24 protein-coding genes are annotated in these 25,214 nt (G+C 71.3%); 6 read left to right on the top strand and 18 right to left on the bottom strand.

All coding sequences use genetic code 11. The annotated features are described in order from the left end of the window. Positions 1–25: 25 nt before the first annotated feature. The 10 genes from ACZ7OU_RS25380 to ACZ7OU_RS25425 form a co-directional block, all read right to left on the bottom strand. Positions 26–1,015, bottom strand: a complete 990-nt coding sequence (locus ACZ7OU_RS25380) for a Dyp-type peroxidase (protein WP_470256988.1) — start codon at positions 1,013–1,015, stop codon at positions 26–28. Positions 1,016–1,190: 175 nt separating this feature from the next. Next, positions 1,191–1,616 (bottom strand): hypothetical protein, encoded by a 426-nt coding sequence (locus ACZ7OU_RS25385; RefSeq protein WP_470256989.1) that lies wholly within the window; start codon positions 1,614–1,616, stop codon positions 1,191–1,193. 356 nt (positions 1,617–1,972) lie between these two features. Beyond that, positions 1,973–3,580: a carboxylesterase/lipase family protein gene (locus ACZ7OU_RS25390; protein ID WP_470256990.1), complete on the bottom strand. Its 1,608-nt coding sequence runs from the start codon at positions 3,578–3,580 to the stop codon at positions 1,973–1,975. Positions 3,581–3,631: 51 nt separating this feature from the next. Beyond that, entirely contained in the window at positions 3,632–4,402 is a 771-nt protein-coding gene (locus ACZ7OU_RS25395) for an IclR family transcriptional regulator (protein WP_470256991.1), read from the bottom strand. Between the two features lie 60 nt (positions 4,403–4,462). Then, on the bottom strand, positions 4,463–5,416 hold the full coding sequence (locus ACZ7OU_RS25400; protein WP_470256992.1) for a quinone oxidoreductase family protein: 954 nt from the start codon (positions 5,414–5,416) through the stop codon (positions 4,463–4,465). Next, on the bottom strand, positions 5,413–6,267 hold the full coding sequence (locus ACZ7OU_RS25405; protein ID WP_470256993.1) for an alpha/beta fold hydrolase: 855 nt from the start codon (positions 6,265–6,267) through the stop codon (positions 5,413–5,415). The genes ACZ7OU_RS25400 and ACZ7OU_RS25405 overlap by 4 nt, the downstream gene beginning before the upstream one ends. A gap of 106 nt (positions 6,268–6,373) precedes the next feature. Next, on the bottom strand, positions 6,374–7,240 hold the full coding sequence (locus tag ACZ7OU_RS25410; protein WP_470256994.1) for an alpha/beta fold hydrolase: 867 nt from the start codon (positions 7,238–7,240) through the stop codon (positions 6,374–6,376). After that, a complete protein-coding gene (locus tag ACZ7OU_RS25415; RefSeq protein ID WP_470256995.1) occupies positions 7,237–8,490 on the bottom strand; it encodes a M20 family metallopeptidase in 1,254 nt (417 codons plus the stop codon). Before ACZ7OU_RS25415 ends, ACZ7OU_RS25410 begins: the two co-directional genes overlap by 4 nt. Further along, positions 8,487–9,419, bottom strand: a complete 933-nt coding sequence (locus ACZ7OU_RS25420) for a DODA-type extradiol aromatic ring-opening family dioxygenase (protein ID WP_470256996.1) — start codon at positions 9,417–9,419, stop codon at positions 8,487–8,489. The genes ACZ7OU_RS25415 and ACZ7OU_RS25420 overlap by 4 nt, the downstream gene beginning before the upstream one ends. Beyond that, on the bottom strand, positions 9,419–10,642 hold the full coding sequence (locus tag ACZ7OU_RS25425) for an aromatic ring-hydroxylating oxygenase subunit alpha (RefSeq protein WP_470256997.1): 1,224 nt from the start codon (positions 10,640–10,642) through the stop codon (positions 9,419–9,421). Before ACZ7OU_RS25425 ends, ACZ7OU_RS25420 begins: the two co-directional genes overlap by 1 nt. Before the next feature lie 198 nt (positions 10,643–10,840). On the opposite strand from ACZ7OU_RS25425, the gene ACZ7OU_RS25430 reads away from it, so the two are divergent. Both ACZ7OU_RS25430 and ACZ7OU_RS25435 read left to right on the top strand, forming a co-directional pair. Then, positions 10,841–11,818, top strand: a complete 978-nt coding sequence (locus ACZ7OU_RS25430; protein WP_470256998.1) for an NAD(P)/FAD-dependent oxidoreductase — start codon at positions 10,841–10,843, stop codon at positions 11,816–11,818. 17 nt (positions 11,819–11,835) lie between these two features. Then, entirely contained in the window at positions 11,836–12,171 is a 336-nt protein-coding gene (locus ACZ7OU_RS25435; protein ID WP_284748205.1) for an indolepyruvate ferredoxin oxidoreductase subunit alpha, read from the top strand. Between the two features lie 35 nt (positions 12,172–12,206). Here ACZ7OU_RS25435 and ACZ7OU_RS25440 read toward each other — a convergent pair whose 3' ends face one another. The 4 genes from ACZ7OU_RS25440 to ACZ7OU_RS25455 all read right to left on the bottom strand — a co-directional run bounded on the left by ACZ7OU_RS25440 (position 12,207) and on the right by ACZ7OU_RS25455 (position 17,606). After that, complete coding sequence (locus ACZ7OU_RS25440; protein WP_470256999.1) at positions 12,207–12,974, bottom strand: enoyl-CoA hydratase/isomerase family protein; 768 nt, start codon at positions 12,972–12,974, stop codon at positions 12,207–12,209. 11 nt (positions 12,975–12,985) lie between these two features. Beyond that, on the bottom strand, positions 12,986–15,106 hold the full coding sequence (locus ACZ7OU_RS25445; protein ID WP_470257000.1) for a CaiB/BaiF CoA-transferase family protein: 2,121 nt from the start codon (positions 15,104–15,106) through the stop codon (positions 12,986–12,988). A gap of 72 nt (positions 15,107–15,178) precedes the next feature. Then, positions 15,179–16,711, bottom strand: coding sequence for a class I adenylate-forming enzyme family protein (locus ACZ7OU_RS25450; RefSeq protein WP_470237586.1), 1,533 nt, complete (start codon positions 16,709–16,711; stop codon positions 15,179–15,181). 61 nt (positions 16,712–16,772) lie between these two features. Further along, the gene (locus ACZ7OU_RS25455) at positions 16,773–17,606 is read right to left on the bottom strand and encodes an IclR family transcriptional regulator (protein WP_470237585.1); all 834 of its coding nucleotides are present in this window, start codon (positions 17,604–17,606) and stop codon (positions 16,773–16,775) included. A 206-nt stretch (positions 17,607–17,812) separates the two neighbouring features. Between ACZ7OU_RS25455 and ACZ7OU_RS25460 the strand changes: the two genes are divergently transcribed. The 3 genes from ACZ7OU_RS25460 to ACZ7OU_RS25470 all read left to right on the top strand — a co-directional run bounded on the left by ACZ7OU_RS25460 (position 17,813) and on the right by ACZ7OU_RS25470 (position 20,985). Next, positions 17,813–18,622, top strand: a complete 810-nt coding sequence (locus ACZ7OU_RS25460; protein ID WP_470257001.1) for an alpha/beta fold hydrolase — start codon at positions 17,813–17,815, stop codon at positions 18,620–18,622. Positions 18,623–18,694: 72 nt separating this feature from the next. After that, the gene (locus tag ACZ7OU_RS25465; RefSeq protein WP_470237583.1) at positions 18,695–20,002 is read left to right on the top strand and encodes an MFS transporter; all 1,308 of its coding nucleotides are present in this window, start codon (positions 18,695–18,697) and stop codon (positions 20,000–20,002) included. Beyond that, the gene (locus ACZ7OU_RS25470) at positions 19,999–20,985 is read left to right on the top strand and encodes an LLM class flavin-dependent oxidoreductase (RefSeq protein WP_470257002.1); all 987 of its coding nucleotides are present in this window, start codon (positions 19,999–20,001) and stop codon (positions 20,983–20,985) included. The genes ACZ7OU_RS25465 and ACZ7OU_RS25470 overlap by 4 nt, the downstream gene beginning before the upstream one ends. On the opposite strand, the gene dmpG is transcribed toward ACZ7OU_RS25470, so the two are convergent. From dmpG to ACZ7OU_RS25485, 3 genes are read right to left on the bottom strand one after another with little or no spacing between them, the layout of a single operon-like run. Then, positions 20,982–21,983: a 4-hydroxy-2-oxovalerate aldolase gene (gene dmpG / locus ACZ7OU_RS25475; protein ID WP_470257003.1), complete on the bottom strand. Its 1,002-nt coding sequence runs from the start codon at positions 21,981–21,983 to the stop codon at positions 20,982–20,984. The genes ACZ7OU_RS25470 and dmpG overlap by 4 nt on opposite strands. Then, positions 21,980–22,906, bottom strand: coding sequence for an acetaldehyde dehydrogenase (acetylating) (locus ACZ7OU_RS25480; protein ID WP_470257004.1), 927 nt, complete (start codon positions 22,904–22,906; stop codon positions 21,980–21,982). Before ACZ7OU_RS25480 ends, dmpG begins: the two co-directional genes overlap by 4 nt. Beyond that, entirely contained in the window at positions 22,903–23,694 is a 792-nt protein-coding gene (locus ACZ7OU_RS25485) for a 2-keto-4-pentenoate hydratase (RefSeq protein ID WP_470257005.1), read from the bottom strand. Before ACZ7OU_RS25485 ends, ACZ7OU_RS25480 begins: the two co-directional genes overlap by 4 nt. A 74-nt stretch (positions 23,695–23,768) precedes the next feature. On the opposite strand from ACZ7OU_RS25485, the gene ACZ7OU_RS25490 reads away from it, so the two are divergent. Beyond that, positions 23,769–24,518, top strand: coding sequence for an IclR family transcriptional regulator (locus ACZ7OU_RS25490; protein WP_470257006.1), 750 nt, complete (start codon positions 23,769–23,771; stop codon positions 24,516–24,518). Between the two features lie 276 nt (positions 24,519–24,794). Here the strand turns inward: ACZ7OU_RS25490 and ACZ7OU_RS25495 are convergent, their stop codons facing one another. Next, complete coding sequence (locus ACZ7OU_RS25495) at positions 24,795–25,097, bottom strand: putative quinol monooxygenase (protein ID WP_470237577.1); 303 nt, start codon at positions 25,095–25,097, stop codon at positions 24,795–24,797. Positions 25,098–25,214 lie beyond the last annotated feature (117 nt).

A 25,214-nucleotide genomic window follows, 5' to 3' on the forward strand; every position in this document is an offset into this window, starting at 1 on the left:
CGTCGGATGTCGCGGTGCCGGTTGGTCATGACGTGCTGGTCTCCCGCAAGCTGCCGATCCCCAAGGAGCCGTCCGGACGAATCTCGGTTGCCGCGGCGGCCTCGGTCGTGGTGGGTGCCGGCGGGTTCTCGAGGAAGTCCTCGGTGGGCACGAAGAACAGGCCGCCGGTGACCGCCGTGGAGAAGTCGAGGATCCGGTCGTGGTTTCCCGGTGGGGAGCCGAGGAACATGTTCCGCAGCATCTGCTCGATGATGGCGGGATGGCTGGTGTAGCCGATGAAATAGGTGCCGAACTCGCGGGTGCCGATCGTGCCGAACGGCATGTTGTCCCGCACGATCTGAAGCTGGGTGCCGTCCTCGTCGGTGATCGTGTTCAACGCGAGGTGCGAGTTCGGCGGCTTGGCCGCGTCGGGCAGTTCGATGTCGCTGAGCTTGTGCCTGCCGATCGCCCGTTCCTGCTCTTCGACCGGTAGCGTCGCCCAGGTGTCGAGGTCGTGCAGGTACTTCTGCACGACGACGTAGCTGCTCCCGGTGAAGTCCGGGTCCTCGTCGCCGACCTGCACCGCGGCGACGGCCGCCGCGCCGGACGGGCTCTCCGTGCCGTCGACGAAACCCAGCAGGTCTCGTTCGTCGAAGTACCGGAACCCGTGCACTTCGTCGGCGACGTCGGCGTGGCCGTCGAGTGCGGTCATGATGTGGCCGGCCAGCTCGAAACACAGATCGAGGCGCGTCGCACGCAGGTGGAACAGCAGATCGCCGGGTGTCGACACCGCCTTGTGCGTGGCGCCGGTCAGTTCCCGGAACGGATGGAGCTCCGCCGGGCGCGCCGAGTCGTACAGCCGGTCCCACAGCTTCGCGCCGATCCCGACGACGCAGCTCAGATCGCCCTCGGGGGCGCGGAACCCGACGGCGCGCGTCAGGCCCGCGACGTCGGCGAGCACGTCGTGCACGTCGTCTTCGGCGCCCGCCCGTACGGTGACCACCATGAAGATCGCCGCCATGGCCGGCGGTGCCACTACTCGTTGCGGTTGCGCTCGCCGTCCCACCGCATCACCCTGTCACCTTCTGCGCGGGTTCCCCACGCTCCGCGTCAGCCTGGCACGCCGGCCGGTGTCTCGCACGTGGTCATCCATCCACGGGCGAGTTCTGGCGCCACCGACAGCGGACGTTGTGCCGGCCGACAACGGCCGGTCACGGTTCGGGAGTGCGGCGTCCGGGCGCCAGGCGGTGTTGGCGTGGCAGTGCAGAGGCTGCGCGGCCCGGTCGGAGGACGTCGCGTTCCTCCGCGGGCTGGTCGAGGACCGCGCCCAGGACGTCCTCGGCCAGCCGCTGTCCCTCGTCCGGGTCGTAGGCCAGGAAGGCGGCGAGCGGGCTGGGACTGAACGCCCGGACCTCCGGCTTGCCTGGGGGGAGCCCGGCGAGCGCGGTCCGGGCCAGGTGCAGCGCTCGCGGGGTTTCGGCGAGCGACCGGTAGAGGGGGCTCACGCCCGCGCCGTCCTGGAGCACGGTCAGCATGGGGTCGCGCTGGTCGTCGCGCAGCGACACGACGCCGGCCTGCGGGAGTACTTCGCCGCCGGCGGGTCGTCCGAGCAGGTGGCACAGGTCATGCACTGCCACGCCGACCGACCCGCGGGACCTGGCCGAGCTGGTGACCGCACTGCAGGCGCTGGCCTTGAGCCCCGTGCGCAGGCCTTGAAGAATCCACCCACGAAACCCGGGAAGTTCCATGAGCGACGCTGCTGGTGTTCGCCGTCGTCCAGCAGTACAGCAAGGGCACGCAGGACATCCTGGTCGGCCTGCTCCGCGGCCTGGGCGAAACGGCCTCGGGCCTGCGTTCGACCCTGGCAGGTGGGCGTGCCACGACCGCCGTCCTGCTGGCGCGCCGCTTCTCGGCGGCACTCGCAGCGAACGCCGTGTCCAGGCTGTGGCGCCGGCCGACGTTGTCCGGATTTCGTCGGCCGGCGCCGGCCGGATTACTGGCGTACCACTCCGAGCTGCTGGGCCAGCTGGTCGGGATTGATGTCGAGCCACTGGTAGCCGATGCTGTTCCACAGGTCGCAGTGCTGCGCGGCCGCGAACGCGGTCGACGTCACCGTCGAGCTACCGCCCGGCTGGAGGACCATCGCCCATTTCTCCTTGACGCTCGGCCATTCCGCCTGCCCGGGTGCGTCCGGGGTGCCCTGGCGGACGAACGCGCCCCAGTACCTGACCATTTCGGCCGACAGCCGCAGTTTGTCCCGGTCGTAGAGGCTGGTCGCGGTGGGCCAGAGGTAGGCCTGGTCCGCTGCGTGCGAGGCGCCGACGTCGAAGGCGCCCGGAGCAGCGGGGGCAGTGGGGCTTCGCGCGTCGAAGCGGTACAGGAACGTCTTCGGCTGGTACTTCGACACCTGCTGCGCCAGCTGGGCGTACTGGCAGCCGCCCAGTCCGTAAAAGACACTCGAGTCCGTCCACACGGCACCCAAGGCATATGCCGCCGTGTCCTGGGCGGAGAAAGCGCTCAGCGGGTACACCTTCTCGACGTCCGCCGCGCGATCGCCGAAGAGGTACTCGAGGCTTTTCGAGTACTGGGCAGGCGTGGCCGTGGCGAACGACTGGGCCCAACCCCGTACTTCGTCGCGGGTGCTGCCGATCAGGAGCGGGACCCGCTCGAAGCGGCCCGTCCGCACGGCGTCGGACGGAGGGATGGGCAGTTCGGGCACGCCGGCCGTGGGCAGCGGGCCGCTGAGGATGCCGCCGCGGAAGCCGGCGCTCGCGGCTTGGAGTTCGGCCGCGGACTTCGCGCGTAGGCAGCTGACCGAGTCGGTGGTGCAGCCCGCGTCGGTGGCGAACCGCGCGCCCGCTGCCTGGGACTCGGCGACGGTGTGGCTCGGGCAGCCGCCGCTCTGGATGATGGCGCCGTCGATCAGGCCGTGCGTCAGGGGCGACGAAAGCAGCGCGCACACCGAGTGGCCGCCCGCGGAGAGCCCGGAGACGGTCACCGCCTTGTGGTCGCCACCGAAGCGGTCGATGTTCTTGTTGGCCCAGTTCAGGGCCGCGACCTGGTCGAGCAGGCCGTAGTTGCCCGCACCGGACTTGCTCAGGCCCGGCAGGTTCAGGAAGCCGAACGCGCCGAGCCGGTAGTTGATCGTCACGACGACGATGTTGTTCGTTTCGGCCAGCAGCGAGCCGTCGAACGCGCTGCCGGAGCCGGATGAGAAGCCGCCGCCGTGGATCCACAGCAGCACCGGGAGTCGCTCATTCGTTGCCCGCGCCGGGCGGTAGACGTTCAGGTAGAGGCAGTCCTCCGTCGAGCCGGAACCCTGCGGGCACTCCGGACCGTAGCCCGTCGCGGGCCGGACACCCGGCCACGACGGCGCGGGCTGCGGTGGCTGCCACCGCAGCCCGCCGACCGGCGGGGCGGCGAACGGGATGCCCAGGAACGAATCCACCGCCCCGCTGGTCTTCCCTTGGACCTTGCCCGCTTCCGTCTGGACGACGAGCGAGTGCACCGCGTTCGCCGCCGCCGGGGCGCCCGCGGCCACGGACGCGGCGGTCACCGTCAACGCGACCGCGGCACCGAGCCACTTGAGTCTTTTCCGCACCGATCCTCCCGGAATTGAGTGGGGTGTCGGAGAAGGATGGGGTGCCCGGGCTCATCGGGTGGCCGACGTGGTCCGATCACCGGACCGCAGGGCGCTGACCGTCTTGGTGATCCGGTGGCCCACCATCGTGAGCAGCCCGGCGTACTTGCCGACGTCGGCGCGGTACAGCGGCGCGGTGATGGACAGCGCGCCGGTCGTCAGGCCGGTCGCGCCGGTCAGCGGAATCGCGACGCTGACGAAGCCGACGCGGGTCTGTTCGTATTCGACCGCGTAGCCGTTCGCGCGGGCCCGGGCCAGCTCGTTGAGCAGGAGGCCGGGAGCGTTGACGGTGTGCGAGGTGACCCGGTCGAGGGGCGACGCGATCACTTCGTCGACCAGCGCGCGTGGACCGAACGCGAGCAGGACCTTGCCGGTGGCCGTGCAGTGCATCGGCATCCGGCCGGCCACCCGCGACGGCTTGGTCACCTGGCTGTGGCCCGACACCTTCTCCAGGTAGAGGACCTCCCGGCCGTCGGGGACGGCGAGGTGGATCGTCTCGTTCGTCGCCTGGTAGAGGTCCTCCATGTACGGCCGGGCGGCGTCACGCAGGATGCGCTGGCGGGGCACCCGCTGGCCGATCTCGAACAGGCGGATGCCGAGCCAGTAGTCGCTGCCGCGCCGCTCCAGCACGCCCCAGGTCAGCAGCTCCTGCGCCAGGCGGTGCACCGACGCCTTCGCCACGCCGGAGCGGCGGGCCAGTTCGGTGAGGCTCAGGTGCTCGTCGTCGGGGCCGAAGGCCTCGAGGATGAGCTGGACCTTGCCGAGGACGCTGTTCGCTTCCATGGCACCAGGTTCGGTGAGCGGAACCGGTCCGGCCAACGGACCGGTCCGCTCACCGAACCGCTAGGGGACGAGCACCGCGCGGCCGCGAACCCGGCCGGCCCGCAGGTCCTCCAGCGCGAGCGCGGCGTCGGCGAACTCGTACTTCTGCACGGCCAGCGAAAGCTCACCCGCGGAGAGCTTCTTCACGAGGTCACCGGCGACCTCACGAGCCCGGCGCTCCTGTCGGATCATGTTGACTGGCAGCAGCGCGACGTCGTCGAGGAGCCAGGACGGCAGGTCGACGCGGACCTCGGTCCCGGTCACGTACCCGATCACCGCCGCCCGGCCGCCTTGGCGCACCCAGCGGGTCCGGGCCACCAGGCCATCGCCGCCGAGCGTGTCGACCAGCAGGGACACGGGTCGGTCGGCAGCGAGCCGGTCGATGTCCTCGGTGGAATCGAGGCAGACACCGGTGACGCCGTCGGGCACATCGGCGAGCTGCTCCGCGCGGCCCACGATCCCGGTGACCTTCGCTCCGGCGAGCAGGGCCTGCTGGGCGACCATCGACCCGACCGCGCCCGCGGCGCCGACGACGACCACGTGCTCGTCCTCGCTCAGCCGGGCCACGTCGTGCAGGACCACGAACGCGGTCGTCGCCGGCACGTAGAACGTCGCCGCGACCTCGGGGGGCAGCGGGGCGTCCAGCTTGTTCGCGGCCTTGGCCGGCACGCTCAGCCGCTCGGTCCAGGTCCCGTCACGCAGGAGGCCGAGACCGGCGCCGCGCAGCATCACCTGGTCGCCCGGCTCGAGGTCCGAACCGGCATCCGCTTCGACGACGATCCCCGCGCCCTCCACGCCACCGGCGTAGGGGAGGGGTGGCTTCAGGTTGAAGGTGCCGCTCGCGACGGTGACGTCCAGGTGCGCCACCGCCGCCGCCTGGACGTCGACCAGCACCTCGCCCTCGCCGCGGACCGGCTCGGGAACCTCGTCCACGACCGGGGCCGAGCCCCACGTGTGGAACCGCGCGGCCCTCACGCAGCGGCCTTGCGGAGGAACTCGACGCTCAGCGGGTTGTAGCGGGCGGCCTGCTCGTGCTGTGGCCAGTGCCCGCACTCCTCGAACAGCTCCAGCTGCGAACCGGGGATGTTCTCGTGCATCTTCGTGGCCTCCGGGACCTCGCCGAACGGGTTCTGGCGGCCCCACACGATCAGCGTCGGCTGCGTGATGCGGGCCAGCTGCTCCGGGCGCAGCAGGTTGCGCTGCCGCCGTTCCATGTCCTGCAGCGAAAGCAGGTTGTCCACATTGGCTACGAACTCCGGCGTGTGGTAGATCGCGTGCCGGACCTCGACGAGCTCTTCGGTCGCGTTCTCCTCGCTCGCCATGAGCAGGCGCAAGCGTTTGCGGGTGAGCTCGACGTCGTCGGTGGCGACGGCGTTCTTCGTGCTGGTGCGGATCCGGTCCATGACCTCGGGGTTGGCCACGGTCCCGCCGGCGCACAGCAGCTGCAGGCTCAGCACCCGCTCCGGGTGGTCGACCGCGGCGCGCGCGCCGACCCAGCCGCCCAGGGATTCGCCGACGATGTGCGCGGCGTGGATGCCGACGGCGTCGAAGTAGTCCAGGAGGTGCTTGACGTAGTCGGCGATCTCGTACGGCTGGGCGGGCTTGCCGGTGTAGCCGTGGCCGAGCATGTCGATCGCGTGGACGTCGAATTCGCTGTGGGCGACGATGTTGCGGGCGAACGCTTCCAGGTGCCCGCTGGTGCCGTGCAGGAACACGACGGCGTCGGCGTCCGGGCTCCCGGCCCGCAGCGCCCGGGTGGGGACGCCGGCGGCGTCGACGTACTCCACGCGGTGCGGGATGGGACTGAGTTCGGTCCAGATGCTCACGCGTGCTCCTTGGTGTTGATGCGGTGGACTTGGGTGTTGCTGTACGCGGCGAGCTTGCGCAGGGCGGCCAGCGTCGCCGCGGTAGCGATCGAGACGAGCAGGACCTTCATGCCGGAACTCCTTGCGGGACCAGGGAACGGAAGAAGCCGTCGACGACGGCGTGGTAGGCGTGCGGCCGTTCTTCCTGCAGGTGGTGGGAAACGTGGTCCATGACGTGCAGGTTGCCGTGGGGCACCATGCGCGCCAGCATCAGCGGGTAGTCGGGGGTGAGGAACGCGTCCTGCATGCCCCAGATGAACAGCGTGGGCGCCTGGACGCGGCCCAGCTCGGCCGTCAGGTCCTGCCACTCGCCGCGGGGCGAGTCCGACATCGCGGCCAGTTCGCGCTCGCCGGGGTCGAGACTCTGCTCGTAGCGCAGGTCGAGGGTCTCGTCGGGGAGCTGGTCGGCGTCGTACCACTCGAGGGTGGTGATCAGGTGGCGCATCTTCTCGCGCGTCGGGCCTTCGCCGCCGTAGTAGGCGTCACGCGCGTTGCGGCCGCGTCGGCCGCCCTCGGGCAGGGGAGCAAGGGGACCGTAGAAGACCGGCATGCTGCCGGTGACGACCAGCGAGCGCACCCGGTCCGGGTACTTCGCGGCGAGGTTGAGCGCGATGGTGCCGCCCCAGGAGTTGCAGACGAAGTCCGCGCGCTCGACGCCCAGGGTGTCGAGCAGGGCGACGGTCTTGGCCGCGTGGTGGTCCCACATCGGCCCGGTGATCGGGGTTTTCGCCGAGCGGCCGTACTGGTGGATGTCGACCAGGAGGCACCGCCGGTCTTCGGCGAACAGCGGCGCCACCGGCCCGAAGTCGCTCCACCCGGTGCAGCCGGGGCCGCCGCCGTGCAGGAACACGGTGTCCGGGCCGGAGCCGAGGTCGTGGTAGTGGTAGGTGACGCCGCCGCCGTCGGCGTAGTGGCTCTCGGGTGGTGGGGTCATGCTGTTTCCTTCCCGGTGGTGGAGAGGGTCGTGCGGGCGAGGACCTCGCACAGGCGGCGCATCGCGCGGACGTCGACGGTGTTCATGCCGCGGCTGAAATCCTCGGAGGTCGCCTTCGGCATGCCGGTCCGGACGGTCGGGATGCCGCGGGCGCGCAGGATGTTCGCGTCCGTGGCCCCGCTGTTGTCCGGCACGGGCTCGTGCGGTCGGCCGGAAGTGCGTTCCCAGGCCTCGATCGCGGTACGCACGATCGGCGAGTCGGGCGGGGTGGACGTGCCGGGGATGGCCAGCACCATCTCCAGCTCCACGTCGAACTGGTCCAGGAACGCCGCCAGTTCCCGTTTGACGGACAACGGTGTCGTGCCCGGCGCGATCCGGAGGTCGAGGCGGATCCGACAGGCCGCCGGAGTGACCGCGAGCATCCGTTCCCAGCCGCCGGCGATCGATCCGATGATGCCCTGGGGAGCCGCGGTGGCCGTGCGGTGGCGGGCCGGGTAGTCGGCGAGCCACCGCTCCAGGCGCGTCACCACGTCGGCGGCCGTGACGATCGGGTTGCGGTAGGGCAGCCGGTGGCGACTGCCGACGTAGGTGTGGATGCCGGGCACGGTGATCTCGAACCAGCACAACCCGACTTCGTCGTGGGCGACGAAGTCCCCGGGCTTGGCGATCACCGCGTAGTCGGTGTGCCAGCCGCGTTCGAGCAGGAACGAGCAGCCGACGCCCTGTCCGGTGTTGGCCCGCGCGGGGTAGCCGGGTGCCTCGATCGCGTTGGTGGGCATGCCGCCCGCACCGAACGCCACGACGACGTCACCGGTCAGCTCGGGCCGGACCGTGCCCAGAGCCTCGGCGAGCACGAGGATGCAGGCCGCGTGGCCCTTCGGGTTGCTCGCCCCGAGGCCGGAGACGAACGGACCTTCGTCGCGGGGCTCGGGTTGCATGTCCGGCCGCAGCTCCGGCCCGACCCAGGGAACGTCCAATTCGGACTGTCCGGTGGTGAGGGTGTCGATCGGGGCGTAGAGCATCAGGTCCTCGCCGCCGCCGGACCCGCGCAGCCGGCCGACGGCGTTGGCCTGGAACTCGTCGAGGTGCTGGGCTTGAGCGGCGAACCCGGCGGCCGACAACCGCGTGGCGAGCATGCGGGCCAGGGGTGCTTCGCGGCCGGTCGGGCTGGGGATCGCCGTGACCGCGTGCGCGGCCTCGCGGAGCCGGTCCTCGGTGATACGAGCGAGGACGGTGTCGAGGGTCGTCACGGCCGGATCACCGCGGCCCCCATCCCGGTCAGCCACTCGGGCATGGGGGAGTAGGCCAGCGCGCGGCCCGGCTTGAAGCCCAGTGCGGCGGCCATGACGAGCCAGGTGCGCAGCTCTTGGCCGCCGTTGCCGGCCGCCTTGCCGATCTCCTCGGTGGTCAGCGACGTGTACTTCTCGAGTTCGCCGCGTTCGAGGTCGGCCAGGAACGCCTCGTCGAACTCGGGGAACAGCACCGGGCGGGCCGCGGTGATGATCTCGCGACGGCGGCCGTCGTAGCTTTCCCAGTCGCCGCGGCCGTTGAGCCAGGCCTCCACCAGGAACTCTTCGTCCTCGCCTTCGGGCGCACGCCAGTCGTCGGGCCACGGCAGCTGGTGCGACAGGCCGCCGGACGCGATCACGACCACTCGCAGGTCTTCGGGCAGAGAAGCGATCGCTAGAGCGATGTTGCGGCCCAGCTCGGCGCAGCGGTCGGTGCGGGGCAGCGGGGCCGCGAAGACGTTGACCACCAACGGGACCACGGGCACGTCGATGCCGTCCAGGAGGTACTGGATGGCGTGGGTCTGGCCGTGGTCGATCTGCAGCCGCGCCGAGATCGCCACCTCGGTGCCGCGTTCGACGAGGTCTTCGGCGAGCCGCTGGGCGAACTCCGGTGCGGTTTTCTGTGGCCCCGACGGTGTTTTCGCCTCGCCCGAGCCGATCACCTCGCCGACGCCGAGGGTGAACGGCGGGATCATGTCCAGCCAGAACCCGCGGAAGTGGTTCGAACCCACGATGATCGCGAGGTCGGGCTTCGCCGCGGCGATCTCGTCCCGCGCCTCGCGCAGCGCGTCGCGGAAGCGTTCCGCGCGGTCGGTGTGCACGACCTTGTCCCAGTGGGTGTTCATCAACGTCGAGTGGGACGCCCCGACGCCGAGCACCACGCGCGCCATCAGTTCGCCTCCGGGACCGGGACGGTGACGCCCTGCGCGCCCAGCCGGTCGACGCGTTCCTCGCAGGTGTCCTCGGCGAGCTTGCGCCACTTGAGCAGCGAGTCGTCGGGCCGGTAGAGCTTCTCCGGCGGGGCGTCGGTCACCTCGACCATCCACTTGTCCTGCCCGGAGAACTGGCCGTGGAAGAGCCACCGGACGAAGCCGAGGTACTTGGCGTAGAACGGCAATGCCTTCAGCCCACGCTGGAAGCTCGCCAGCACGCCGACGTAGAGGTGGTTGTCGGCGTCGACCGGGACGTAGAACTCGTAGTGGATGAACGTCGGGTAGACGATCCGCAGCACGCCAGGCATGCTCACCGACGCGAAACCGGGGAACTCCTGCGCCGCGATCACCGGGTTGGTTTCGCGGTGGGTGCTGGTGTTGCCGACGTTGCCGACCTCCTTCGGCGGCCGCAGCTTGAACCACGCCTGGTTGTCCCACTTGCCGAGGCCGGGGAAGTCCGCCGTCCAGTACTGCTTGTCCTGGACGCGGTAGATCCACCGGCCACGCTGGATGATCCGGGTCTCGTTCCACACCGGCATCGCCTTGAACAGCCGCCACAACGCCGTGCGGTGCAGGTACTTCGCGTGGCCTTCGTCGTAGCCGTTCTCGCACGCGAAGCGCCAGTTGCCTTCGCGGGGCTGGATCCGGGAGCCGACGATGGCCTCGTTGTGCACGAGTTCCTCGGGCAGCTGTTCGTCGATCGGCGGGGCCTCTTCACCGTCGCCGACGAACACCCACACCATGCCCAGGCGTTCTTCGACCGCGTACGTGGGTTGCTTGACCTTGCCGCAGATCGGGGAGGCCGGGCCGTCGGTGATCGCGGCCTTGAGGTCGCCGGTCTTCAGGTCGAACGTCCAGCCGTGGTACGGGCACGAGATCGTGCCCGCGAACTGCTGGTTGCCCTCCGACAACGGCACCCCGCGATGCGGGCAGCGGTCCTTCAGCGCGTACACGTTGCCGCCGTCGCGCACCAGCACGATCTTCTGCCCGAGCAGCGTGATCTGCCGGGGCTTGCCGGTGAACCGCGACGAGTACCCCACTGGGTACCAGTAGCCGCGGAACCCGGCCGCCGCGGCCTGGTAGTGCGGCCAGCTCGACCAGTCCTGCCGGCCCGGGAGCCTCGCCGGTCGCCGGCTCCGCCGGGCCGGGGTGGTGGCCGTCTCGCCGTTCTGCACGCTCATGACCGCTCCAAGTTCGTTGTGCCGAAGCCGACGCGAGTCCACCACCGCCTGCGCCGCGGGCCAACGCCTCCGGTCCGCTCACCGAACCCGATCCGAAAACCGGGACGTGGTCCGCTCACCGGTCCGCGATCCGGGCCCGCGCCACAGTGCCCGCCTAACGTCCGGCGTTGTCCACTTTCGACACTTCACGGAGGACTCATGGCCCTCGACACCGACATCCTCCTGGTCGGCGCCGGACCGACCGGGCTCTACGGCGCCTACTGCGCGGGCTTCCGCGGGCTGCGCACCGTCGTCGTCGACGGGCTACCGCAGCCGGGCGGGCAGATCGCCGCCTTGTACCCGGAGAAAGAGATCCTCGACGTCGCCGGGTTGCCGCGCGCGCGGGGCCGCGACTTCGTGACCGCGCTGCTCGACCAGGCTTCTCGCTACGACCCCGAGTACCTGCTGGGCCGTCAGGCCGTGGCACTGGGCCGTGCCGAGGACGGACGGCCCGAGGTCACCCTGTCCGACGGCTCGGTCGTCCGGGCCGGCGCGGTGATCCTGACGGCCGGGATCGGGACGTTCACCCCGCGCAAGCTGCCCGCCGGGGAGGACTACCTCGGCCGGGGCCTCAGCTACTTCGTCACCGACCTGGACCGGCACACCGGGCAGAACGTGCTGGTCGTGGGCGGTGGGGACAGCGCGGTCGACTGGGCACTGGCCCTGGAGCCGATCGCGAAGTCCGTCACCCTCGTGCACCGCCGGTCGGCGTTCCGCGCGCACGCGGCGAGCGTCACGGCTATCGCCGAAGGCGGAACGCAAATCGTGACCGACGCGGAAGTCGAGGCGCTCACCGGTGAGGAGACGTTGCGGCTGGCCCACGTCCGCGTGCGGGGCGAAGAGCGGCCACGACTGTTCGAAGTGGACAGTGTGATCGCCGCCCTCGGGTTCGTGAGCAACCTCGGGCCCCTCACCGGCTGGGGCATGCAGCTGCGCGGCCGCTCGATCCTCGTCGACTCGCGGATGCGCACCAGCCTCGACCGCGTCTACGCCGCCGGGGACGTGACGGAGTACGAGGGCAAGGTCCGCCTGATGTCGGTCGGCTTCGGCGAAGTCGCGACGGCGGTCAACAACGCCGCGGTCGCCCTCGACCCCGAGCTGTCCCTCTTCCCCGGCCACTCGACCGAGAACTCCTGAACCCGGAAAGGTTGACCATGGCCTACGTCATCGGCGCCAACTGCATCGACGTCACCGACCGCGCCTGCCTGGACGTCTGTCCCGTCGACTGCATCTACGTCGGCGAGCGCAAAAGCTACATCAACACCAACGAATGCATCGAATGCGGCGCCTGCGAGCCGGAGTGCCCGGTGGACGCCATCTTCGTCGACCGCAAGGCCCGCGGCGACGAGAGCAAGGCGGTGTTCGTCACCGACTCGATCGCCTTCTTCGAGCAGCCCCTGCCCGGCCGGGACGCGCCGCTGGGCGATCCCGGCGGCGCCGGCACGGTCGGCGACCTCGGCGTGGACACCCCGATGGTCGCGCAGTATTGAGAAAGGGGCGGCGCCGCGAAGGCGCCGCCCCTTTCTCAGCGTCCAGTGAACGACGGCGGGCGCTTGTCCAGGAACGCTTGCAGCCCTTCGGCGGCATCGGCGGTGCGGGTCAGCTCCGCGACGCCCTTCTCCTCGCGCAGCAGGGCGTCCTCGATCGGGAGGCCGTAGCCCTCGTCGACGACCCGCTTGAGGATGCCGATCGCCGCGGTCGGTTTGGCCGCGAGCAGCTGAGCTTCCTCGGCGACCGCGGCGTCGAACAGCCCGGGATCGACCACGCGGTCGACCAGACCGAGCTCGAGGGCCTGCTGGGCGGACAGGCGGGTGCCGTCGATCATCAGCCGCTTGGCCCGGTGCGGCCCGACGAGCCGGGGGAGCCGCTGGCTGCCGCCCGCCCCGGGGAACAGGCCGAGGGTGATTTCCGGGAACCCGAAGCTCGCCGTGGCCGAGATGATCCGCAGGTCGCAGGCCAGCGACAGCTCGGCGCCGCCGCCCAGCGCGTGACCGTTCATGGCGGCGATCACCGGCTTGGGGGCCAGTTCCAGCAGCCGCTGGACTTCGATCCAGCCGCGCATCCGGGCCTGGTTCGCGTCGGACAGGTCCCGCATGACGGCGATGTCCGCCCCCGCGATGAAGAACTTCCCGGTGCCGGTGATGACCAGGCACCGCACGTCCGGGTCTTCGGCCAGCGGCGGCAGGACCTCGAGGAACTCCGCGATCAGAGCGGGGTCGACGGCGTTGGCCGGGGGCCGGTCGACCCGGATCGTCGCGACCCCCGCGTCCCGGGTGGTGGTCAGGACCGGCATGCGTGTTCCTCTCATTCGGTGATCCCGGCGGCGCGCAGGGCCGCCAGGTGGTCGTCGTCGAAGCCCAGCAGCTCCCGGAGCACCGGTTCGGTGTGCTGGCCGAGCAGGGGAGCGGGCGAGGTGACGGCACCCGGCGTCGCGGTCAGGCGGGCGACGATGCCTTCGTGCAGTACCGCGCCGGCGATCGGGTGGTCGAGGCGTACGTAGAAGCCGCGGTCGGCCAGGTGCTCGTCCTGGACGAGGTCACGGCCGGTCGCCACCACGGCCGCGGCGACACCGGCGGCCTGCAGCCGGGCGGCGAGTTCGTCAGCGTCCTGAGTTCGGGTCCACGCGGCGAGAGCGGCGTCGTCCTCGGACGACCCCGTCAAGTTCCGCAGCGTTGCCCGTTGTGTCTCGTCTTGCGCGGTGATGGCCACCCACCGATCGGTTCCGGCCGCGGGGTAGACGCCGTGCGGGTCATCGCTGCTGGCGCCGAGCACCGCCGGGCCCATCGTGGCCGCCATCGCCTCCAGCTGTGAGAGGTCGACGTGCCCGCCTTCGCCGCGGATCAGCAGGTCCAGGGCCCCGAGCACGGCCGCGTTGGCGGCGACCATGTCACCCAGGCCGAACACCAGGCCCTGCGGTGGCTCCTCCGGATCGGCCGTCTCGGCGGACAGCCCGGACATCGCGGCGAGCGTGTCGGCGAAGGTGACGGCCTTCCGCCACGGCCCGGTGTGCCCGACGCCTGACATCGACACCAGAACCGCGTTCGGGTTGATCTCCCGCAGCGACTCGTAGTCCAGACCCCACTTCGCCAGCACGCCGGGACTGAAGTTCTCGATGACGACGTCGCAGTGGGCGGCCAGCTCCCGCAGAACGGCCTGCCCCTCCTCAGTACGCAGGTTGAGCGCGACGCTGCGCTTGCCGCGGTTGAAGTTGAGGAAGTACCCCGAGTCGTCCGGGCCGGCGCCCGGCCGCAGCCGCATGGACGTCGAGAACCGGGTCGGGTCGTGCCGGTGCTTCGACTCGATCTTGATCACGTCGGCGCCGTGCTCGGCGAGGATCTTGGTCGCGTAGGGCCCGGCCAGCACCCAGGTCAGGTCCAACACCCGGACGCCGTCGAGCGGGCGGCTCTTCGCAGGGCGTTTTCCGGTCGACGCGGTGGTCCACGTGCCCTCGGTGAGCGGGGAGAGCGTGACCGGCCGGGGCAAACCGGGAGCGTCCCAGGGGAACCCGGCGTCCTCGGTGCCGTCGACCGAGACCAAGAACTGCCGGTCGCGCAGCTGCGGGTTGCGGGTCAGCTCGGCCGGGGGCGTCACCTCGGCCCACGGCAGGGACCGGGAACGGCCCTGCTCGGCGACCTCCGCGGCTGTCCGCTTGGCGACAAACCGGGCGATGACGTCGTCGACGTGCGGCCGCTCGGCCCAGCGCACCACCTGGTCGGCGAACCGCTCGTCCAGCAGGTCACCGGCTTCGCCCTCCTCGGCCAGCCAGTTCAGCAAGCCGGTCCACATGCGCTCGCTGCCGGAGTAGCCACCCGCGACGTACCCGTCGGCGGCCGCGAAGATCCGGTGCGCGACGTGCTCGTAGACACCGCCGTTGCGGACCGGGAACGTGCCGGCGTGGATCCACGAGATCGCGGCCGTTTCCAGGGTCGCGGCGACCGCTTCCTGGGCCGAGACGTCGATCAGCTGCCCGGTCCCCGCGAGGACACCCAGCAGGGCGGCGATCGCGCCGTGCGCCCCGGCCAGCTGACAGGCCTGCTCGCGCGGTGGCGGCTTGGGCCGGCCGTCCGGCTTCCCGCCGAGCCAGGTCATCCCGCCGGCGGAGGCGAGCACGAGGTCGCCGCCGACCCAGTCGCGACGCGGGCCGGTGAGCCCGAACGGTGTCACGACCACGTGGACGGCGTGCGGCCACCGTGACGTTCCGTCGGCGTGCAGGCCGCGCAGCTTCGCCACCGGACCGCTTTCCAGGACGACGTCGGCGTCCCGCGCCAGGGCGTCGAGGTCTGACGCCAGCTTCTTCCCGGCGTGCCAGTGGACGCGCTCGGGCCCGGTCAGGTCGTCGTCGACGCGTACGACGTCGGCACCGAGCCCGACCAGCAGCCGGGCGCCCTGCCGGGCGAGTTCGTCGGTGAGGTCGAGTACGCGCAACGGTGTCCTCCTGCGGAACGGGGATGTCGGCCGACCGTAGGCAGCGACGGCCCTCGTCCGGTCAGCCACGGTTCACTGAGCGGACCGGGCTTCGGCGTCCCAGGTGAACTCGTCCACAGTGGACGGCAGCAGGGCCTTGACGACCTTGCCGCTGCCGTTGCGCGGCAGTTCGCGCGCGATCCGCACGTACCGCGGCTGGGCGTGCCGCGGCAGCCGCGTGCGGCACCAGTCCCGGACGGCGGGCCCGTCGAGCGGCCGGTCGGTGGCCAGCACGACGAGCAGCTCCTGTTCGGTGAGGTCCGACTCGACCCCGACCGCGGCCGCGTCGACCACGCCGGGCAGTGCCCGCAGCACCTGCTCGACGTCCCAGGTCGCGATGTTCTCGCCGCGCCGCCGGACGACGTCGCCGCGCCGGCCGGCGAACGTGAGATAGCCGTCGGCGTCGAGGCGGCCGCGGTCGCCGGTGCGGAACCAGCCGTCCCGCAGCACCGTCGCGGTGGCGCCGGGTTCGTCCGCGTAGCCGCGGAACCGCATGTGCGGCAGCTTGGCCCGGACGGTGATCTGCCCGGTCTGTCCCGGTGGCAGGGGACGTCCGTCCTCGTCCAGGATCGCGACGTCGTACTCGGGTACCACCCGGCCGGCTGTGCCCGGCCGCCAGTCGCCCGGGGTGTTCGCGGCGACGTCGCCGAGCTCGGTGCTGGCGTAGGCCTCGAGGGCTCTCACGCCGAAGCGGTCGAGGAACCGTGCGACCAGTTCGGCGGGGGCCGGGGCGCCGTAGGCCAGGCGGACGGCGTGGTCGCGGTCGGTGCCCGGCCGCCGGTCGAGGATGGCCAGCATGGCGCCCATGAAGTTGAACGCCGTGACGCCTTCGTTCCGGCAGGTGTCCCAGAATCCGGAGGCCGAGAACCGGCGGTGGGCGACCAGCCGGGCACCGGTCAGCAGCGCGGGCAGGAGCGCGGTGTGCCGGACGTTGACGTGGTGCCACGGGAAGACGTTGAACAGGACGTCCCCGGGGCCGTAGCCCATGGTCGCCGCCACCCGCTGCGCGTGCCGCAGAGCCGCGAAGTGCGGGAGCTCGGCGGCTTTGGCCCGGCCGGTGGTGCCCGAAGTGGACAGTACGACGAGCACATCCCCCGGCGCGGGACGGTGTTCCGGGACGCCCGCCGCGGGCAGTTCGTCGAGGAACGGATGCCCGGCCGGTCCAGGGTCGTCCTCGCGGACCAGCAGAACGAGCTCGACGAGGTTCAGCAGGGCTGGGTTGGCGGTGAGCGCCGACGTTCCGGCGATCAGCACCGAGGCCCTCGTGGAGCGCCGGATCGCTTCGGCGGCCGGGAGCGTGACGTCGAGGGCCAGCGGCACCTCCACCGCTCCTTGCCGGGCCAGCCCGAACAGCAGCTCTACAGCGGCGCGTCCCGGCCGCACGCAGGTGAGCACGCGAGTACCAGGCGTGACGCGAAGCCGGGAGGCGAGCGCCCGAGAGCCGTTGTCGACGTCGCCGATCCGCAGGCGCGTGCCATCGTCGAAGCGGACCAGCTCGCGGTCCGGATCCTGCCGGGAGCGGACGTTCAGCAGGTCGACCAGGGTGCTTGCCCGAAGTTCACTCACCCGGGTGATCGTCGTTCTGGCGCGGAGAGGGCCCAACCGGCCGGTCCGCTGAGCGGACCGGTCAGCCGGCCGCCCGCTTCGCCGGGGCCTGGACGACGGTGAACGGCTCGTTGCGCACCTCGGAGGCGGTGAGCAGGGCGCGGTCGAGCGCCCGGGCGATGGCGGCGGCGGCCGTGCGCAGCTCGGGCAGCAGGCGTTTCGGGGCGAGGCGGGCGACCGGCGCGGTCGTCGAGACCGCCGCGTGGACCGTGCCGTCGGCGCCGGTGATCGGCACCGCGAGGCTGCCGACCCCCGGCATCGTCTCCTCGATCTCCAGGGCGAACCCCTTCGCCCGGACCACGGTGAGCTGCTTGCGCAGATCGTCCACCGAGGACACCGTGCGCGAGGTCAGGTGCGTCAGCCCGGCCGCGTCGAACCGAGCCAGCTGCTCCTCGACATCGGGGGAGGTGGCCAGCAGCACCTTGCCGGTCGCTGTGGCGGATGCGGGCAGCCGCCCGCCGATCCGGGAGTGCGAGTGGATGTTCGCCTCGCCGGCGACCTTCTCCAGGAAGAGCACGTGGGCGCCGTCGAGCACGGCCAGGTGGATCGTCGCGCGGGTCGCGGCGAACAGGTCGGCCAGCGCCGGCCGGGCGACCGCGCGCAGCACCGCCGACGCCGGCACCCGCTGGCCGAGCTCGAACACTCGCAGGCCGAGCTGGTAGCAGTCGCCGCGGCGCTCGAGCAGCCCCCACTCGACCAGCTCCTGCGCCAGCCGGTAGGCCGACGCCTTCGGCACGCCGGACCGACGGCTCAGATCGGTCAGCCCCAGCTGGTAGGCGCCGGATTCGAAGGCGCCGAGCAGCAGCTGCGCCTTGCCGAGCACCGAATTGGGCCGGCCTTCGTCCTCGGTGGACATGGCACCTCCTCGCCGCTTCGGATTATCACCATCCGGAAAGATCCAAGTCCAGCCGTGGTCACCCTCCGTTACCCGCGCGTTTCCGGCCGGCACCGTCGTGAAACGGTCTGGTGACGCGGTTCGGTAGGCGGACCGTGGGGGTGGGTCCGGCGGCGGTGAGGGCGAACACTCCCCGCACGTCCTTCCGAACCCCCCAGGGAGCCGCAGTGGAATACGGCTACGCCGAGGTGCCCGGCGGCCAGGTGCACTACGCGGTGCAGGGGAGCGGCCCGGCCGTGCTCCTCCTCCACCAGACCCCCCGCTCACTCGACGAGTTCCGCGAGCTGCGGCCACTGCTGGCCGCGGAACACCGGGTCATCGCGATCGACATGCCGGGGTTCGGCAACAGCTCCCCGCTGCCGGCTCCTCAGCACATCGAGGACTACGCCCGCGGCATCCTCGCGGCGCTGGACGCCCTCGGGGTGGACCGCACGGCGGTGGTCGGCCACCACACCGGCGGCGTGGTGGCGGTCGAACTGGCCGCCGCGGCGCCCGACCGGATCACGGCCGTCGTCCTGTCGTCCACCCCGTGGGCCGACGCGGGTTACCGTGCGTCGCATGTGGACGGACCCGGGGTCGACGACGCCGCCCGCGAACCCGGCGGCGGACACCTGCTCGCGTGGTGGGAGCAGCGGCGCCCCTACTACCCGAAGACCGCGACCGGCCTGCTCGACCGGTTCGTCCGGGACGCCTTGGCCCCCGGCGTCGACCCACGCGAAGGGCACCTGGCGTGCGCGCGGTACGAAATGGAGCGCCGGATCGGCGAGGTGCGTGCACCCGTGCTGCTCCTCGGCGCGGGCGACGATCCGTTCGCTCTGCCGGACCTCGAACCCCTGAAGCAGAACCTGACCGCGGCCGCCGTCGTGGACCGAGCGGTGATCGAGCGGGGCACGGTCGCGCTCATGGAGGACAAGGCCGACGAGGTCGCGGCCGTGGTGCTGCCCTTCCTGCGCCGGTTCACCCGGTCCGCTGATTGAACCCGCGCGTTGCCGATGCCCCGGCACACCAACAAAAGTACGGCAACTCGACCGGCTCTCCCGGAGGCAGCTATGACACAACCACAACGGCAACAGACCAGGGCCGCGCTGGCCGGGTGGTTCGGCACCGCCGTCGAATTCTACGACTTCTTCGTCTACGGCCTGGCGGCGTCGCTGCTGTTCCCGAAGATCTTCTTCCCCGCCGCCGATCCGGTGGTGGGCACGCTGATTTCCCTCTCCACTTTCGGGGTCGGGTACGTCGCGCGCCCGTTCGGCGCCCTGCTGTTCGGGCACCTCGGCGACCGGATGGGCCGCAAGTCCATCCTGATCACCACGCTGATGATGATGGGCGTCGCGACCACCGCGATCGGGCTGCTCCCGTCGTACGGCACCTGGGGCATCGCCGCGCCGGTGCTGCTGGTCGCGCTCCGGATCGTGCAGGGCGTGTCCCTGGGCGGTGAGTCCAGCGGCGCCGTCCTGCTCACCGTCGAGCACGCCGAGAAGCACCGGCGCGGGTTCTTCGGCGGGATCCTCAACACCGGCACCGCGGTCGGGACCATCCTGGCCAACGCGATGTTCCTGCTCGTGGCGCGGCTGCCCGAGGACGACCTGGTCGCCTGGGGCTGGCGGATCCCGTTCCTGGTGAGCGTGCTGCTCGTCATCGCCGGGCTGGTGATCCGGCTGGGACTGCGGGAAAGCCCGGAGTTCGCCGACGTCAAGGGCGCCGGCGCGGTGCACAAGCTGCCGCTGGTGGACGTCCTGCGCAAGTGCGGTGGCACGGTCGTCCTGGTGACGCTGGCGACGCTCGGCGCGGGCGTCATGATCACCGTGACGTCGGTGTACGTGCTGACGTACGGCAAGACCGCGCTGGGCCTGAGTACCTCGGCGATGCTCGACGTCCTGCTGCCCGGCCTGGTCGTGGTCGTGATCGGTGCTCCGCTGTACGGCAGGCTGGCCGACCGGATCGGGCCGAAGCCGGTCTTCGTCGCCACCGCGGCGTCGATGGTCGTGCTGCCCTTCGTCTGGTTCACCCTGCTGAACACCGGGAATTCGTGGTTGATGCTGCTCGGCTTCGCCCTGCTGTACGCCGGCTACGCGGGCAACTACGCGATGTTCCCGGTCTTCTTCTCCGAGGCGTTCCCGGTTTCGCTGCGGTTCAGCGGGATGGCGATCGGGTTCACCCTCGGCACGATCTTCGGCAACGCCTTCGCCCCGGCGATCAGCGCGTCCCTGCTGGAGTCGACCGGCACCTGGGTGTCCATCGCCGCGTACATGGCGGCTGCGTCGGCGGTGAGCCTGGTCGCCGGGCTGTTCCTCAAGGAAGCGCGGTCCGGGCAGCCTGCGGTACTCCGGGAGGAGTCCGGAGCGCCGGCGGTATGAGGATCGGCGTCCGGGTCCCACCGTGCGTTCCGCTGCCCGAGCTGGTGGCCTTCGTCCAGGAGGTCGAGCGACTGGGGTTCGACGACGTGTGGTTCCCGGACTCGCAGCTGCTGTGGCGGGACGTCTTCGCCACAGCGGCTGCGGCCGCCGCCGGCACGTCGAGGATCGGGCTCGGCACGGCGGTGAAGAACGTCGTGACCCGGCACCCGTCGGTGGTCGCGGGCGCGGCACGGACCGTGGCCGAGCTCGCGCCCGGCCGGTTCGTGCTCGGCGTCGGCGTGGGCAACAGCTCGGTCGTCCCGGCCGGGCTGTTGCCGTCGACCCGGGCCGGGCTGCGTGACGGGCTCCGGGTGATCCGGTCGCTGCTGGCCGGCGAAGCGGTCGATTTCGGTGACGCCCGGTCGCGCCTGCGCGACCCGGTGACCGTGCCCCTGCACCTGGCGGCGAGTGGGCCGCGGAACCTGCGGCTGGCCGGGGAGGTCGCGGACGGTGCGATCCTGCTGTCCGGCGTGGCCGCGGAGCCCCTCGAAGCCGCGATGCGGCAGGTGGCGGCCGGTGGGTCCGTGCCGATCACCGTGTCGGCGTTCTGCCGCGTCACGGACTCGGTACGGCTTGACGCCCGGGAACTGAAGCCGGTGTGCCTGAGCATCGCGGCCAATGGTGGTGCGGAGTTCCTCGCGGCGGCGGGGGTACGGGTGCGCGTGCCCGAGCGGCTGCCGCAGCTGCGTCCGGATCTGCTGCACGCCGAGTCCTGGGACTCCGCGGTCCGGGCTTGTGAGTCCTTTGTGGACGACGAAACCGCCGAGCTGTTCGCCCGGCGGTTCTGTCTGTACGGCACGGCCGCCGAAATCGCGGCGCGGCTGACCGAGCTGGCCCGGTCCGGCGTGTCGGCGGTGCTGCTGCAGCACGTCGGTTCGTACGACTTGCCGCGGCAGCTGGTCGCCGACGTCGCCGGCCGTGTCCTGCCTTTGCTGCGGCGCTAACCGGCGAGGTCGAGCGCGATGTCGGTGATCATGTCCTCCTGACCACCCACCATGCCGCGCCGGCCGACCTCGACGAGGATCGCGCGGGTGTCCAGGCCGTACCGCGCCGCGGCCGCCTCGGCGTGACGCAGGAAGCTCGAGTAGACGCCCGCGTAGCCGAGGCTCAGCGTCTCGCGGTCGACCCGGACTTCCCGATCCTGCAACGGGCGCACCAGATCGTCCGCCGCGTCCATGAGCGGGAACAGCTCACAGCCGTGGTCCCAGCCCATCAGGTCGGCCACCGCGATGAACGCTTCGAGGGGGCAGTTGCCCGCTCCGGCGCCCTGCCCGGCGAGGGAGGCGTCGACCCGGACCACGCCGTTCTCCACCGCGACCACGCTGTTGGCGACGCCGAGGGCGAGGTTGTGGTGGGCGTGGATGCCGATCTGCGTCTCCGGCTCGAGGACCTCCCGGTACGCGCGCACCCGGTCCCGGACGCCGTCCATGGTGAGCCGGCCGCCGGAGTCGGTGACGTAGACGCACGCGGCGCCGTAGGACTCCATGAGCTTGGCCTGCTTCGCCAGTTCGGCCGGCTCGGCCATGTGGGACATCATCAGGAACCCGGCGACGTCCATGCCCAGCTCGCGCGCGGCGCCGATGTGCTGGGCGGAGATGTCGGCCTCGGTGCAGTGGGTGGCGACGCGGACCGAGCGGACGCCGAGCCCGTGGGCCTTCCGCAGGTCGTGCAGCGTGCCGATGCCGGGCAAGAGCAGCGTGGTGGGGATGGCGTTGCGGGTGACGTCGCAGACGGCTTCGATCCACTCCCAGTCAGTGTGGGCGCCGACGCCGTAGTTGATGCTGGAGCCGGACAGGCCGTCGCCGTGGGCGATCTCGATGGCGGCCACGCCCGCGGCGTCCAGTGCGCCGGCGATCGCGCGCGCCTGCTCGACGGTGTAGCGGTGGCGGATGGCGTGCATACCGTCCCGCAGGGTGACGTCCTGGATGTACAGGTCGGTCATCGGAGCGCCTCCTGGTGGGTGGCCATGCGTTCGGCGGTGCGCAGCGCGGCCGAGGTCATGATGTCGAGGTTCCCGGCGTAGGCGGGCAGGTAGTGCGCGGCGCCCTCGACTTCGAGGAACACCGAGACCTTGACCGCGTCGCCCGCAGGGACCAGGCGGTGCAGGGGATCGTCGGCGGCGACCGTTTCGAACTGGACCTTCTGCTTGAGCCGATAGCCCGGGACGTAGGCCTGCACCCGGCAGACCATCTCCTCGATCGACGCCGTGATGGCCTCTCTGTCTACTTCGGACACTAAGCAGTGCACGGTGTCGCGCATGATCAGCGGCGGTTCGGCCGGGTTGAGCACGATGATGGCCTTGCCGCGGGTGGCGCCGCCGACCTTTTCGATGGCGGCCGCGGTGGTCTCGGTGAACTCGTCGATGTTGGCACGCGTGCCCGGCCCCGCCGAGCGCGACGAGATCGAGGCGATGATTTCGCCGTAGTGCACCGGCGTCACGGCGCCGACCGCGGCCACGATCGGGATGGTGGCCTGGCCGCCGCAGGTGACCATGTTGACGTTGGGGGCGTCGAGGTGCTCGCCGAGGTTGACCGGCGGGACGACGTAGGGCCCGAGCGCGGCGGGGGTGAGGTCGATGACCGTGCGACCTTCGCCCCGCAGCACCTCGTCGTGGCGCCGGTGCGCTCCCGCGGACGTGGCGTCGAAGACGTACTGGACGTCGGCGAACTCGTCTAGCCGGACGAGACCGTCGACGCCCTCGTGCGTGGTGGCGACCTTGAGCCGGCGGGCGCGGGCGAGCCCGTCGGAGTCGGGGTCGATCCCGGCCATGGCCGCGATGTCGAGGTGCTCGGACAGGCGCAGGACCTTGATCATGAGGTCGGTGCCGATGTTGCCCGAGCCGATGATGGCGACTTTCGCGCTCATGCTGGTTCCCCTTCGAAGCTGATCCCGACCTCGCCGAGGCCGGAGATCCGGGCGGTGAAGACGTCGCCGGGCGAGGCGGGCACCATCGGGCCGAGCGCTCCGGTGAGGACGATGTCGCCGGCACGCAGCGGTTCACCCCGGCGGGCCAGCGTGGTGGCGAGCCAGGCGGCCGCGTTGAGCGGGTCGCCCAGGCAGTCCCGGCCGGTGCCCCGCGAGACGAGTTCGCCGCCGCGGTGCAGCTGCATCTCCACGTCGGCGGGCTCGACGTCGTCGAGGGCTTCGCGGGTGTCGCCGAGGACGAACAGGCCGGAGGAAGCGTTGTCGGCGACGGTGTCGACGATCGTGATGTCCCAGCCGGCGATCCGGCTGTCGACGATCTCCAGGGCCGGGGCGAGGAACGCGGTCGCCGCGCGGACGTCGGCGACCGAGCACTCCGGGCCGGGGAGGTCGGCGCCCAGGATCAGCGCGATCTCCGCTTCCACCTTGGGCTGCAGCAGCCGGCCGGCCGGGACGGTCCCGCCGTGGTCGAGGGCCATGTCGGAGAACAGCGCGCCGAAGTCGGGCTGGTCGACGCCCAGCTGCCGCTGCACGGCCGGCGACGTCAGGCCGATCTTGCGTCCGACCAGGCGGTGCCCGGCCGCGAGCACGCGCTCGGTGGTGATTCGTTGCACCGCGTAGGCCGCGTCGAGGTCGCCGTCGGCGAAGAGATCGCGGATCGGCGGACACGGCGTGGCAGTGGCGGCCGCGGCCGCGAGCACCGCCGCGGCCTTGGGGACGGCCTCGTTCATCAGGGACCTCCGGAGCAGGGATCGTGACCCGCCAGGTATAGGCGGCGAGCCGGAGGTATGCCAAAGTCTGTTCCGTGACACGGAACGGCGAGAACGGAAACATGCTCGACAAGGCGGCCGCTGTCCTCACTGTCTACCGGCCGGATGGTGGTTCGTTCCGCTTGACGGAACTCGCCGCCCGGGCCGGACTGACCAAGACCACGACGTTCCGCCTGGTCGGCGACCTCGTCCGGCTCGGGTTCCTGGAGCGCGTGGGGGAGAAGTACCGGCTGGGCGGCACCCTGTTCGAACTGGGTTCGCTGGTGCCTCGGCGTCAGGACCTCCGTGAAGCCGCTTTGCCGTTCCTGCAGGACCTGTTCGAGAGCACCCGCCAGACCGTCCACTTCGGCGTCCGCGAGGATCGCGAGGTCGTCTACGTCGAACGCATCCACGGCCACGACGCGGTGCCGCTACCGTCCCGGATCGGCGGCCGGCTCCCGCTCACCTGCACGGCGATCGGCAAAGCGCTGCTCGCGTTCTCCGAGCCCGCGCTGACGGACGCGATCCTGGCGGATCCGCTACCGCGGCTGACGCCGTTTTCGATCCTCGACCCGCTGCGGCTGCGTACCGCGCTGGAGCAGACGCAGGTGGCCGGCTTGGCGTACGAAGAACAGGAGGCGGCGTTGGGGGTGAGCTGCATCGCGGCCCCGGTGTTCAGCGGCGCGTCGGTCGTGGCGGCGCTGTCGGTGGCGGTCCCGCGCGAACAGTTCCGGCCGGCGAACCTGGCCCCAGCGGTCCGGACGGCCGCGCTGGGCTTGTCACGGACACTGCGCCTGACCGCATGATTCGGACACTCGATTACCCCATAGAGCCGCGTGTCGCGGTCAGAACTACGCGGCGATCGCCCCCGCATCGTCACCGACGATCTCGCAAGAGGTCACTGAAGCGGTGCGCGCCGCCGAGGACGCGGCCAAGAGGCGGGGTGCACGCGTCGATCGGCCCCGCCGGCCATGACGGCCGGGGCCGGCGGCGCCACGACGAACCTCAGGGGACCGGCGGGGAGGCCCCGAGTGCCGGCAAGGCGCGGCACTCTGCACGGGTCAGGGCCATCCCGGGCCGCTTCAAGTCAGCTTCGCCGCCAGCACGTCGAGCTGCGCGACGTCGGGTGGCTTCGCGAACAGCTCGTCGGCCCTCGCCCCGAGCGCTTGGCCGACCTTGCCCTGCAGATGGGCCGTGCGGCCGGCGTCGTCGGGAAAGAAGTCCACGATCGCGTACGTCGTCGGTCCGAGCTTGACGGCGAACCAGGGGTACGTAGCCGGCTCGTCCTCGACCAGCGTGCGACCGGCGTTGAGGAACTCCTCGACGTCGGCCTCCTTGCCCGGCTGTGCTTCCAGCGTCACCAGCAGTCCCACCGTGACTGACATGCCTGCCTCCTGCGGTTCGTTCGATCTCTGGTGCGAACTGTGCGGAGGTGAGCATCAGGCGGTGCGGGCGGGCGGCGCATCGGCCCGCCGGGCCCGATATCGAGCGTGGTTGTCGAC

Source organism: Amycolatopsis sp. NPDC114505 (assembly GCF_055633615.1).